Genomic DNA, 14024 nt, shown 5'->3' with positions numbered 1-14024 from the left:
TATCGTCACCAATTAGTCTAGGGCTTCTAGTGTGTTTCCCTAAAGCAAACTTGTCCGCTTTAACGTAAAAATCGTAATCTGTTTTCGATTTAATAATAACTATGTCCCCCCTTTACTTACTTTTGCAGAATTTAGAAGTTCCGATATCTCCTAGAATCTGCTAAGTTTAACTTCCTAAACTCCCTGAAGTAGAATATAAGTAAACCGATAAACCCTAAGGATTTATAAGGGATTTACGAGTTCAAGAGCCTAAAATATATAAGCTTAGATAATTCAATCAATTATGGTAAGGATTTATATAAAATTTAGAGTAAGAGTGCTTCTTATAAGAATTACTTATCAATGGGTAGTTTTACTTCATATCTAGGTGAAAATTAACAGGCAAATTTTTAAATTCGAGTTGACCCCCCAAAACTCAAAATTACTAATCTTACTCCATTATGAATAAATCGAGTTTTTTATCGGTGTTTTATCGTGGAAAATAATGTTATGAATTTCCTGTCAATTTGGGAACAAAATTGATTTTGGGATGGGCTCATTCAATAAGTTAAAATAAAAGTTGCGGTGGCGTATCTGCAGCAAGTAACGGGTATGTTCGCGCCACCACTCCAAATTTCGTAAAAGGAGACAATAATCCTAAGCAATTTAGTTTGAACAGAAGTTAACAATCAAAAAATAGAATTGAGAATCATATTATCATCAACGGTTACTGGGAAATGTTTCCATCCCTGCAGCAAGCTAGCGGGGTATTCAACTGAAATAAATTTTAAAAATTCAGATTTTCCATGAATGTATTTTAATTTTTAAAGTTAAGATGCACTTTTCAGAACTTTAGTTCTGAGATTCAAGCAGTGGGAAGAATGCAAATATTTTTGAGGGGAGTTTATTTGCAGTCCTAAAAGATAAATTTTTTAATATTGAAGAATTATAGTTCAATATATTGGGGATTTGAAATGAATGGAAAGAAGCTAACGTATAAATGGGGAGACAGAAAAAAGTTATTGTTTCTTAATATAATTTTTGTTTTTATAATCGTAAGTATAACTCTCACTTTATCAAAGACATCCTGTACAACAGTTTATGTTGCTACCAATGGAAGTGGGGACTTTAACTGTGATGGAAGTGACGACCAGGTAGAGATAAACAAAGCTCTTGCATATGTTGCAGAAAACCCTCAGTTCACAACCGTTCATCTGAAGGGCCCCAATACATACATCATCTCGGACAGTATTTTTATTGGAAACGACACTATTCTGGCAGGAGATTCTACAGCCGTAATCAAACTTGAAGATAAAGCAGGTTGGCCTCTAGAAAAACCTATGATTACGCAGATGGACAGTGTTGGAAATCATGATATTACTATAAGGGGATTTGAGATTGACGGAAATCACGATAAAAACAATGAAAAGAATAGGGGGAAAGGATATCATAACCTGATCCATGTCCTTAACTGCGAGAATATACAGGTTCACGATATGTATATGCATGACAGCCATGGCGATGGGCTTAAAGCCGTAAAATGTTCAGGTGTTAAGTTTTACAATAACCGGGTATATAAGTTAGGGCATGACGTCCTCTACGCTATCTATTCTTCGAATATAGAGGCCTGGAATAATAAAATAACGTGCAGAACGAATAGCGGTTTGAGAATTTACAATACAAACCATGTAAAATTCTATAACAATATAATTAACTCAGAAGGAGGGGGTGGGGCAGGAATCGAAATCCAGAAAATTGGTCCGTCAACTGTGATGAATGATATCGAGATCTACAATAATCTGCTATATGAGACGAACACAGCAGGTATATGGATTACAGGCTATGGATCCGGGTATTCTAAAGATTCTGCAAAAGATATATTCATACACCATAATAAATTTTATAAAACCGGTATTAACGAGGGTGCGGACTGGTCAGGGGGCATAGTGCTTAATGGTGTCCAAAATACCATGATAGAGAACAATAAATTTGACGGATGCTATGGAGCTGCTATTGCCCATAAACAGGTCAGTGATGAATTTTCGGCCCCAGGTTCAGGCTATATAACTATCGTGAAAAATAATATAATAATTAATACACAGTCTAGTCCTGCAGCTGGAGATGGATATGCTGTATACAACCATCTAAAAAATACCCATTCCTTTATCCTGGAAAACAATTGTCTTTCAGGCAACGCCGGTGGAAATTATATGGGTGTAAATTCTACCTCAGACGTTGAAGCTGACTCAGAACTTGCAGCGAAGTTGAACACCAATGAGTCTTTGGGTAAGGACTTTCCCTGGAGTGAAGCTATGTCTGCTGGACCACAGATGCCTTATGAGATAAATGAAAGCAAAGTCCAGACCGGACAGGAAGAAGGCTTTGAGTCGAGTCTTAAAAGGGCTTTTTCAGAGTTTATAAGGTTCCTGAAAAAATTATTCTTAAATCTTTCGATGCAGTCTGATAAAGCGGAAAACCTTAAAATTGCTTTACCTTTCATTATTTCTGACAACAGGCTGAGAGAAGAAGCTCCAAATATCACTTTTAGTGATAGTGAGTATATAGATGTCGGAAAAAAATCCGATGGAGGCATTTACAGAGGCGTTATAATCTTTGATCTGAGTTCACTTAATCAGACTGACCAGGTTGATGAGGCAACCCTATCTTTATTCTGGTACTATCCGGAGAATCAAATAAGATCGAAGGATACCATACTGGAAGTATACAGGCCTACGAAATGGTGCAGAGAACATGTTACCTGGCAGCAGAGGGAATCTAATGACCCTTGGAAAAACTCTGGAGGAGACTGGTATGACCGGAATGGGATTTTCCAGGGAAGCACTCCATATGCCAAGGTAACTATCAGTGGAGATGAAACCCCTGACAACCGCTACTACGACCTAGATGTAACAGAACTTGTGCAGGAATATATAAGCGGAAAGTACGAGAATACAGGTTTCCTTATAAAAGCCCACGAGGAAGATGAAAACTATGTAGCTTTCTACAGTTCCAACTGGCAAAATAAAAATCAGAGACCCAAACTCACTATAGAGTATACCTGAATGTCGATAAAGTTAGCCTGGAAATAGTTTGATTCATGAAGAAGAAAAACGTTTTGATATAATAGAAAAACAATAAGGAAAAACATCGTCTTTGCTTTCCTATCTTTGCAACTGGACGGATCAGAGACAATACAGTACTATTTGGTAAAACTGAATGATATCGTTTTTGATCTCTAAATACACCATATAGTTGTTTTTACCTTCTTCATAAAAGTGAACTGCCACTAAGCTAAAGACTTAGCGGTTTCCTAATTCATAGATGACCATCGGCATCTCCAAAGACTTTAATTCCAGTTGAGCTGTCTGTACTGAGTCTCGTTCTTTCGCTCGTTTCGGCTTTACGTAGTTACAAGATAGAGTCGAAGGTTTTTCTACGACCTAATGAGCCTGATGGTGAAATTTTTTAAAAAGGTTGCTTGGTTTTCGCATACCTTAATCTAATGTTAAATTATCCGATAGTCTATATGAAGTAAAGAATACTGAAAAGAATTGGGAGAAGTTGACGCTTATATCCCCTGATCTAAAGACACAGGGGTTTTATGCGTATTCATATAAATCCACGTTTGATTGAAAAGTAATAGCAGGAAAAATCATGAAACCTACTTTCCGCATTATTTTTTCACATATAATATTTTTCGTATTTTTCTCCCATCAATCTCAGCACTTTAATTGTTTCTTCATCCAGATTTAATACCTTTTTTATCCTCTTTCCCTCAATTTCGATCTCTAACTCCGTTATTCTCCTGAACTGAAAGAATACCCATTTCATTGTTGGAGTCTGTGTTTTCTTCTTTACTTGGTTTCTAATAGCTTCTTTTGTTTCCTCCAATCTTGTTCTCAGTTTCCATTCAGCTATTGAATACAATAACAAACACAGAACCATTACCATTGCAAGTGCTTCTATTCTGGACTCTTTTTTCAGGTACACCTCAGACACTCTGAAACTCTTATCTTTAAGGAACCTGAACCCTCTTTCAACTGTTCCCTGTTCTTTATAGTACTTTAGGAGTTGATCTGGAGTCAACTCCAGATCATTGGTTGCAAGAATGAACCTTCCTAACTTTGCTCTTTTTTCCTGTACTTTCTCCTGGTCGTGTTTTATCTCTGCTTCTATCAGGTAAAAAGTCTGTACATCTTCACCTTTCCTTGGTCTTCCTTTCTTGTTTCCAAGTCTGTGTGACTTAGTTTTTATTTCAAGTTTCTGGAATTCATACAGTTCATTCTCTTTCAACCATTGTTCAGCAGCCATTCTTGCGTCTGCTTCACAAGCAAACTCATGATTAGAAAGCTTTTTAAGAGACTTTTCTGCTGCTTCAAGCTCTTTGAGAATCTTTTCATCAAATTTCTTCTCTTCCTTCTTTTTCATTTCCTCTGAACAGAATACAACCCATAACTGTTCTACTCCACCATAACAGGATTTTACAGCAGAACAAGAATAACGTTCATCAGAGCATGTTTCCAGAATTAAGTCTGTCATCAATAATTCCTTTGATTCATTGATGGTTGCAGGTACTCTCGAGATGAAAAAAGCGTTAGTTCCTATCTCTTTGACATTATCTTCAGTATAAAATGCACTGTCTGCAATATGGTAGACTCTCTGATCAAGATTCAGGTTCTGTGTTACTTCCTTTATGGTTTTGATGAGAACTTTCTTATCGGAACTGTTACCATCTAACGCTCTCACAAACAGAGGAATTCTTTTCTGATCAGTAACCATAGAAATAGAAAAACGAAGTAAATCGACTCTCTTATCTTTAGGATGACCATAAGTAATGTTGATAGTTTTGCCGTTATCATCATTTTTATAGTCACCATAAACACTGAAATTTGTAGTATCTGAATGACAAAAACGAGGATTAATAGGAACGTGTTTCATAGCTTGCAGAATTATATGATTGAAGATTTCGGTTGCTCCATATTCCTGGATTTTGTCCAGAGTTCTGCCAAAAACGTCATCATTAAGGTGTTCTGGGAGAACACCTTCTCCCAGTAACCTTTCAGTGGGCAAGTTTTCAAAGAAAGCAGGAAATAGGTAAAGACGACGTTCAGTAAATCCTAAACCGTTAATGCACATTGCCTTAAGAACAGTAGAATGAGAAATGTTATGACCACTTTTCTTAGGAAGAAGAGTGTCAATCAAATCTGAAATTTCAAGTTCGTCAAATATGCCAGCAATAAGGCCATAATGACCAAGATGAGTTGTGGATTCAGAGATGGGAGAGAGAGTCATCAAGGGGAAATTGGATGAGATTTTATAAAAAGTAAGTACATGATTTGAAAAATATCAAATCCAGAAAATTTACTGCGGAAAGTGCGATGAAATATGAAATTTTACTGCGGAAAGCGTGGAGTGACTAAAGAAAAAGATAAATTCAAGGGTATAATGAATGAAAAAAATAGATTTAAAGAGTAATGAATGAAAAAAAATAGATTTAAAGAGTAATGGATAAAAAAAGAAAGGGAAAATTAAAACAAAAAATCTGGAAGAATAATCTTCCAAGTCTTAACGAGCAAGCCCTACTCTTTCATTCCTTTTCTTTTCAACCTGCATATCGAAAAGCATTCCAAAGAGAAGCATCTGAAGCCCCGTGCCCAATACAAGGAAACCAAGCAGAGGATAGTAGGAAGGGAGGGAATTTTGCAACAAGATTTGCAAAAAGCCCCATATTCCTAAAATAACACCAACAGGCAAGGCAACCATTCCAAGGAAATAAAATAGTACAAGTGGATGGAAGTCCAGCACTGTATATTTGACCCTAAGCCTCCATAGAAAACCTCTAAAGATCATGGGAGCTACTTTGCGAATAAACTTACCGTAGTGAATCTTTGATCTCTCTCTACCATACCGAGCGGGCATTACTACATCCATTACTCTCATTCCAAAGGCATTAAGCTTGATCAACAGATCGTTACAATAGCCATAATAAGGATAGACTGAATCCAGATCAATAACCTCTAGGGCCTGCCTGGAAATAGCTGTATATCCATTCTGAGGATCCATAACTTGCCAGTAACCGCTGCCTATTTTTGTGATAAAGCTGAGAAGAAGATTTCCAAGAGATCTCCATTTGCTCATTCCGGCCCTAAAATCGTCAGTGAGTAATCTGTTGCCTTTTGTATAATCAGCTTTCCCCTCAATGATTGGAAAAATCAACCTGGGAAGTTGAATAGGATCCATCTGATTATCTCCAGCCATAACCGCAACGATGTCCATCTCGTCTCTCAGAGCAAGTTTATATCCGTCAATTATTCCTGCGCCTACTCCTTTGTTTACTTCATGGCGCAAATAGACGATTCTGGAGTCTCCGAACTTTTTTACAATTTCTCCTGTTCGATCTATACTACCGTCATCGATTACGTAAATTCGGTCCACATATTCAGGAATACCGCTTAGAGTCTCACCTATAAGTAATTCCTCATTATAAGCAGGCACAACAACTCCAATACGTGTGCTCTCAAGCTTCCTGAATATAGGATCTACATCAAAACTCAGATAGTTAACCTTAAGTCCTTCGGTTTTCGCTGCAGAAAGCAAAGACTTTAAAGTTAAATGCTGTTTGCCTGAACTGATTTTCTGTAGTGAGTCTGCAGTTATTGCAAGAAAGCCTATTTTTTCCTTGAAAGTATTTTTCCCATTAAAGAGCATTACTGTTTCCTGCTCACAAGAAATGCGGCAGGGCCACGAACCCACAGATAGGTCAAACCCGCGTCTTAAAGGCTCAAGGACATGAGAAAGCAGATCTATATCCTGCATACATTCCGGATAGATAAGAACCACAAGTTCAGAATCAAGAGAGGCCTTGTAGAGGACATCAAGTAGTTCCTCCTCCCCACCGGAGACAGGAACAACTCGTGCCCCTCCCAAAGCAGCTACTTCCATAGTTCGATCGGTAGAACCTTTGTCAAGAACAAGTACACGGTCTGCGTAACTTGCCGCAATCAATACTTTGCTTCCAATTGAAGTTTCCTCGTTCTGAGCTGGAATCAAGACGGTAAATTCATGCTGGAGCAGCCTATCGGTAAGTTGAGATGGCGAAGATACTATGCTAATAGGATCAGAGATTAGAGAATTAAGTCCAAGTGTAAGGGCTGAAAACAAACCCAATCCACCCCCTTATACATATGCATATGCTATAACCCCCTTTATCTGTATAAGTGGAAAAATATTAAAGGCTATCATACTAAAAATTATTAGATTAAGATATATATAAGGTTAACATCAAATAAAGATATACTCGTAAAAATATTAATAAGGAAAAATTGTCCTTACAAATGGTCTCTATAAATAAAAATAAAAATAAAAGAGATGAAAAGAGATGAGTTGACTGGCTAAGGTCTCCTTATGTAATTAATATTAGATAAAACAGAATTTATAATAGTTATGAGGTAGGACAATTTATGGATACATTAGTTATTCACGCAACTTGCTTAGTAATGAGTGAGTAAACCAATTATAAAAAAAATTTCCCTATTTGAAATAAGTTCCTATTTTCGTGAAAAAGGAATCTTGAAGAGATAACAAATACTGAACAACTTAAATATTAACAGGCAAAATGAGCAAAATAGTATAAATAGTGAAAGAACACTGATAAAAGAATTTTAATTTAACGATAAAACTTACATCATAATAATTTTTAGTTATATAATGGCAGACATTATACAAGGATGTAGACTGACGCGCCTCGGCTTATCGATGGCTTGTCGATGAGACTACAAAATATTTCGGAAATATTCTGTTAGTATTATGTCAAATATAGATATTAATAGAATAATTGTGCTTTTTATCTCTGAATAATACGATATATTTCTTATTAAGAAAATGCCAGAATATGGAAAAAAACCGTACTGAAGAGATAAAAGTCAAGATTTTACAGTTGTGATTTGAAAGATATAAGAAATCTGTGAGAAAGTATATTTGGGGTTTCAGTGGGAACGAGATTGATATGACAGGATCATCGAGATAGGTTCCTCAATGAGAAAAACAAAACTAAAGTGAACCAAATATTTAATAAAGTTGAAGATCCAAGAAGTATGGTTAAGGGGGATACTTTGATCAAAAAAGTGGAACAAAATAAAGAGCTGTGGGAGCTGTTTACAAAAAAAGAAGAGTACGACCCTATCCTTTTAGATAAATACGGAAGATTTTCCTATTATTTAAGCAGTCAAAGAAATGTTTTTGAGCCTGAAGTCTCGAGTTTTCTGATAAAAAACGGCCTGAATCCCGAATATCCTGAAGGAAAAAAATTTGCTGTATGCCTTACTCATGACATTGATTTTGTATGTCCTGGAATGTTAAATACTGCAGCCAGAACCATAAAAGCTCTTAAAAAGGGGCAGTTTGCACAGGCCTCTATCCTTCCATTTTCAAGAATAAATAAAACCTGGAGCCCTTTATGGAATTTTAGGCAAATTATGGAACTGGAAGAAAATTACGGATCGAAGTTCACTTTTTATTTCCTGACCCTTGATCCGGGGAATGAAGATTACACTTTCAATATTGAGGAACTGGAAGGAGAACTTGGTCATATTTCGGACCACGGATGGGAGGTAGGACTCCATGGGGGACATGAAGCTTATAACAATCCGATCGAAATCAAAAGTAAAAAACAAAAATTGGAAAAAGCATTGAAGAAAGAGGTCATTGGTTACAGAAATCATTATTTACGGTTTAAAACTCCCAAAACCTGGGAGTTTCTTGCAGATGCGGGTTTCAGCTATGACTCCACTTTCGGATACCATGATTGTGCGGGCTTCAGGAATGGAATGTGCCACCCTTTCAGTCCATATAACCTTAACACAGGAAAAGAAATTGGTATCCTCGAAATCCCTCTAAGTATAATGGATACTACTCTTTTCAATCAGATGCATCTTGACTTCAATCAGGCGTGGAAGTTTACGGAAAAGCTCATTGATACAGTTGAATGCCATAGAGGAGTACTTACAGTTCTTTGGCATAATACATATATGCAGGGAAATTACCTGGAGTTTTACAAAAAAATACTTCAATGCTGCATCGAAAAGGGGGCTTGGGCGGCATCGGGGGCTGAAATATGCAGATGGTGGAAGAATAATATTAAAGTTAAGACGGGCTGAAATGCAAAAGAAAAAGGACATGAAAGAGAGAAGAAGTCCGTAAAAAGTCGTCTGGATTTACGACAAAAAATATTTTAAGTTGAATATACTATTTACAAAAATTATTATATTGTGGGGTTGTATGGTAACTGTAAGAGGATACGCGGGGAGACTTACAACAAATTTGGATGTGATTCTCAGCGTCATGGGATTCGGTTTAGGATTATTAATTATTTCTTTGTACTACATCATCGACCTGAACCAGAAAGATATTGGAATTGCTATTCTGTCCTCCTGTTTGATCTACTTTATATTTAGAAATAAATTTAAGAGTGAGGCCGCAATATCTTCCCGAGAAAACAAATTTAAAAGTATACTGGGAATCTCGTTTTATCTCATTTTTCTGGCATGCGTTTTTATATATAGCACTAGTTTATATTACAGACCTATATCTTCCTTTATATTGATATGTATCCTTGCAGCTATTATCGCCTCCCAGATTCTTTATGTTAGAGAGGGAGACGGAGTGAACTCTCTATTATTGCAGATATTCCTGCTATCAATTCTCATCAGAGTTGGAATTTTTTATAATTTTCCAAGTTTGATGGGCTATGATGCTTATTTCCATGCCAGTATGTCACGAGCAATTACTGATACCGGATTTGTTGCTCCTATTGAAACAAGCAGTAAGTACTTCTACTACCCCCTTTTTCATGTTTTTGTCTCAATTATCCAGGTAATGGGTGAAACCGATATCAAAGACGCAATATTTTATTCCATAGGGTTTGCCAGTGTTCTCAGTACAGTAGGCGTTTACCTAGTAGGAAAAAAAATTGAAGGCATTCAGATGGGTTTGCTGGCAACATTATTAATAAACTTAAATAATCATAATATCGTTGCAGGCATTACAAATATAACTCCTGGTTCTCTTGTTCTTTGCTATTTTATATTCATTATATACGCGATCTTTAGCGAGAAACAGAGCTTGAGATATACAGGATTCATTCTGTTAACTACTATTCTAATGGTTCTGACCCACCAGTTGACAACTTTTGTAGTATTTCTTTCTTTAGTCTCAATTTGTGCAGGCAAATATCTGCACAATCGTGTATATAAAAGTCTTTTCGTGAAAATAAACAGTTTTAATTATATCCTCTTTTTTGTTATTAGTTTACAAACATACTGGATGTTCACTTATGTTAACTCAAATACCTCGTTTCTTGAAATGGTTCTCAGTCCTCTTATGGATGTCCTTCAAATCGGATCAAGCTACTCAAGTGATGAACTTATTATGGGTTCCGTAAATAATCAGGAAACACTGGAAACGCTCTTACTCCATATAAGCTATCTTGCTCTACCTTTTTTCGCAATAGGAGGAGTATTGGCATGGCTTTCTCGCGAAGATATCAAAAAAGTTAATAAGTTTTCTATTGCTTTAGTTGTTATAATCCTGTACGGTCTTGCTTATGGAATTCCTTTACTTGGAATGAGGAATTTCCTTACAAGCCGATGGTTCCCACTGATAGCCGTGTTCCTGGCACTTGTATCCGCCTCATATATGTTGAAATTAGTAAGTCTCTTTAACTCAAAAAAAGCAAGGATACCTGTGATGTTCACAATCATTCTTCTATTTTCGTTTGTAATGGTTACAACACCAGGCATAAATAAAGACAACCCACTTGTAGCAAAGGACACAACCGTAAGAAACCAGTTTAAAAGTATTGAAATCGAGGCCATTAAAACAGTAACCGAAAAGTGCTCTGGAAATATTCTGATGGATTCCCCCTATGACAGTTGTCTTTTTTACAGGGACAGAGCATATGATTCCAGTAACGCAACATATTTTAACATTCAGCATATACAGACTGGAGAGATTGATGGCAGTCCTACGATTTTGCTTAGAAAGTCAACTGTTAAAGAACCTGTCTCTATCAATGATCCTGAACGCTATGGAGTAAATATTATCCAGACATTGCCAGAGGGATTTTTCAACAGATTCAACACACACGATTATGCCAGAGTATATGATAACGACGAGGTATTTGCTTACACAAAGGAAGGAAAAACGGCCAGAAACTAAGAGTACAGGATAGTCTCCATTACTTATTGAGAAATGAAAAAAAGCCCACATGCTGGGGTTTATGTTTTAAAGTTGGAAATTATTATGTCAAACTTTATCGGTAATGTGTTAAAACTTGTATCAGGAAGTGTCGCTGCACAGATTCTGGGTATACTTCTTGTACCAATAGTTACTAGAATTTACAGCCCTGACGATATGGGAGTCTTTCAGCTTTTTGTGGCAGTATCAGGCATACTGGTAATTTTCTCTACTTTTTCATATCAGTTTGCTATTATGTTACCAAAGTCCGAAGAGGATTCCGCAAATGTGTTTTTCCTTTCCTCGATTTTAGTCACTTTTATTTCCATACTCATAGCTGTAGCAGTGATAATCTTTCCAGAGGATATTGAGCATATTATTGAGTATATATTTCATACGAAAGGATCCTCAAAATATTTAATTTATCTTCCTGTAATAGTATTCTTTAATGGTCTTTTTTTCGTGCAGAATTACTGGCTTTCAAGAAAACTACGTTTTGGAGTTATTGCAGGGTCCAGAGTTCTAAATGCTTTATCGGCCAAATTGCTTCAGTTAATTCCTTTCTGGACTGCATCGCCTTTGGGCCTAATAGTAGGTTATACCCTTGGATATGGACTTGCAGACCTTTCCATGCTCAGAGGTGTAAGAGAAGACTTTAAGGTCTTCAGGAAAATATCAGTTAAAAAAATGAAAGAGGTGGCAATTGAATATAAAAATTTTCCTTTATTTAGTTCATGGTCTACACTTGCAAATACGATTTCTCCACAGGTGCCTACCTTCTTGCTCGCATATTTTTACAGCACAAGCGTTGTCGGATATTTTTCACTTGCAAATCAAGTAGTAAATATGCCCATGGGACTTGTTGGAACCGCTATACAACAGGTTTTCTTCCAGAAAATCAGTGAGGTGAAAAATGGGAATTCAAGCGGCGATATGAAAGCTATTGTAAGCGAAGTTTACAAAAAGCTAATTTTAATAGGAATATTCCCTATGATCCTCCTGTTAATTCTGGGAGAAGAAATATTTACGTTTGCTTTTGGAAAAAACTGGTATGTAGCAGGCACTTATGTAAAAATCCTTGTTCCATTCATATTCCTTGTTTTCCTTGCCTTGCCTATTTCAACTCTCTACAGTGTATTTGAAAAGCAAAAAGTCTGGTTTACTTACAGTACGGCTCTTTTAATTTCAAGGTTCGTAGCACTTGCTATAGGAGGAATTTATGCAAAAAGTGCTGAGTTTTCCCTTTGCTTGTTTAGTTTCACAGGAGTTATATTTGCTCTCTGGAATAATGCATATTTGCTTAATCTTGTAGGAATCAGTAAAAGGAAAAGCCTGGAAATCCTCGTTAAATATACAGCAATTGGGGCAGTTATCTCAATCCCAGTGATTCTACTAGAAACGCTCTCTGCGAATTTTTATATCATTATGCTTGCAGCTATTATCATAACCCCTATCTATTATGGGATAGCTCTTCGTGACGATCCTACGTTCAAGAAGATATTTTCGGCCTTTCTTGTGAATATAAAAAATAGAACCTGAAAAGCTTAATTCCCTTTTTAGAGAAAATCTTACTGAAAGTTAATCTCTTAAGAAATCTCATTTGTAGAGGAAAAGTAGAGGTTCAGTCAGAATAAAAAAAGGAAAAACCATTGGAAAAACAATGAAAAAATAATTTTGGGTTTTTCCCGACTTTTATATATTTAAAATTTCGATTTTTATCAGTAAGTTTCTTTGTGAGTAATTTTATACATGGTTTTTGCGATTGAATATTTTTTGCTCTCTAGAGTCACGCTATAATAAGGAATTAGCTCAGGAGAAAAGCCCATAATGAAATCCGCAAACCTGGAAATGTTTGCTGCCATTACGTTCATATACTCGAAATTTCGGGATTTCAGGTCAAGAAACTCGTTATAATACAGAAGAGCGTTAGGACCCAAACGGCCAAAATCCGGGTTCAGGGCTGAAGTCCAGGTTACAGTGCACTTCTTTCCATATAGATTTAAGTGAGCTGCAATAGCTTCACCCTCAGGAGTCTCCGTGACAAACATATAGCCAATATCTTTTTCCTGAATCAGTTTAAACACTCTTTCGAAAAACCCTCTGGGAAGGGGAGGGGCTAATTTCTGTTTTTCGTAGACCATTGAGAGCAAATGATAATATGTTTCAGGATCGTTCCATACCCTGGTTTTAAGTCCTGCCTCATTTGCCGTTTTAAGTTCTCTTCGAATCTTTCTTGAAATGTTATTATCTACATCTTCGTTCAGATTCAAATAATGGGTATAGTGCACAGTGGAGTCCCATCCGTACCACGTAAAAGGCCTTACATCTTTAAAACCTGGAGCGAACGTAAGGTGAATACTGTCAAATCCCTGCTTACAAAGGAATTCCCTTAGAGGATTAAGAATGTCGTGAACTTCCTGTACCCGTTTACTTGCTTTGGAGCTATTACTCTCTTTTATAAGAGGGCCGCTGTAGCTGGTCATATTACAGGTAGAATTCGCTACTTTCAAAGCTCCTTTGATATTTTTAACAAAAAGAGGGCACCCTCCCACAAGCTCGCCTTTTCTGAAACAACCATAAATTCTAAGCTCCTTCGATAGGGCATCCCTACAAATTCCAAGCCATTCACTGGTATGAAAGAGTGTACCAGGCTGAGCTTTTTCTACGAGCAAATCCCATTCATTATATTCAGATGGCGCTAATTCTCTAACTTCGATTTCGTCCATTTTAAGCCCCGTTCAAATAGATGACTATTCTTGTCCTGATGAGTTATAGGAAAACATAAGACTGATTTTAATAGATGACTATTCTTA

7 protein-coding genes are annotated in these 14024 nt (G+C 36.6%); 4 read left to right on the top strand and 3 right to left on the bottom strand.

The genetic code is table 11. From position 1 onward, the window contains the following. Positions 1–953: 953 nt before the first annotated feature. On the top strand, positions 954–3041 hold the full coding sequence (locus MSBRW_RS19350; RefSeq protein WP_011306123.1) for a disaggregatase related repeat-containing protein: 2088 nt from the start codon (positions 954–956) through the stop codon (positions 3039–3041). Between the two features lie 619 nt (positions 3042–3660). On the opposite strand, the gene MSBRW_RS19345 is transcribed toward MSBRW_RS19350, so the two are convergent. Further along, positions 3661–5271, bottom strand: a complete 1611-nt coding sequence (locus MSBRW_RS19345; RefSeq protein WP_011306124.1) for an IS1634-like element ISMba11 family transposase — start codon at positions 5269–5271, stop codon at positions 3661–3663. Between the two features lie 273 nt (positions 5272–5544). Beyond that, the gene (locus tag MSBRW_RS19340) at positions 5545–7146 is read right to left on the bottom strand and encodes a glycosyltransferase family 2 protein (RefSeq protein ID WP_230669874.1); all 1602 of its coding nucleotides are present in this window, start codon (positions 7144–7146) and stop codon (positions 5545–5547) included. A 944-nt stretch (positions 7147–8090) separates the two neighbouring features. On the opposite strand from MSBRW_RS19340, the gene MSBRW_RS19335 reads away from it, so the two are divergent. From MSBRW_RS19335 to MSBRW_RS19325, 3 genes are all read left to right on the top strand, one after another. Beyond that, entirely contained in the window at positions 8091–9134 is a 1044-nt protein-coding gene (locus tag MSBRW_RS19335) for a polysaccharide deacetylase family protein (protein WP_011306126.1), read from the top strand. 505 nt (positions 9135–9639) lie between these two features. Further along, positions 9640–11193 (top strand): glycosyltransferase family protein, encoded by a 1554-nt coding sequence (locus MSBRW_RS19330; RefSeq protein WP_230669872.1) that lies wholly within the window; start codon positions 9640–9642, stop codon positions 11191–11193. A gap of 84 nt (positions 11194–11277) precedes the next feature. Continuing rightward, complete coding sequence (locus MSBRW_RS19325; RefSeq protein WP_048103198.1) at positions 11278–12750, top strand: lipopolysaccharide biosynthesis protein; 1473 nt, start codon at positions 11278–11280, stop codon at positions 12748–12750. Positions 12751–12929: 179 nt separating this feature from the next. Here MSBRW_RS19325 and MSBRW_RS19320 read toward each other — a convergent pair whose 3' ends face one another. Next, positions 12930–13937 carry a GNAT family N-acetyltransferase gene (locus MSBRW_RS19320; protein WP_011306129.1) on the bottom strand — a complete coding sequence of 336 codons (1008 nt, stop codon included), beginning with the start codon at positions 13935–13937 and terminating at the stop codon, positions 12930–12932. Between the last annotated feature and the right edge of the window lie 87 nt (positions 13938–14024).

It is taken from the genome of Methanosarcina barkeri str. Wiesmoor, assembly GCF_000969985.1.
In the GTDB taxonomy this organism is placed as follows: domain Archaea; phylum Halobacteriota; class Methanosarcinia; order Methanosarcinales; family Methanosarcinaceae; genus Methanosarcina; species Methanosarcina barkeri_B.
Note: the sequence above shows the minus strand (reverse complement) of the source record. Positions and strands in the feature narration are given on the sequence as shown.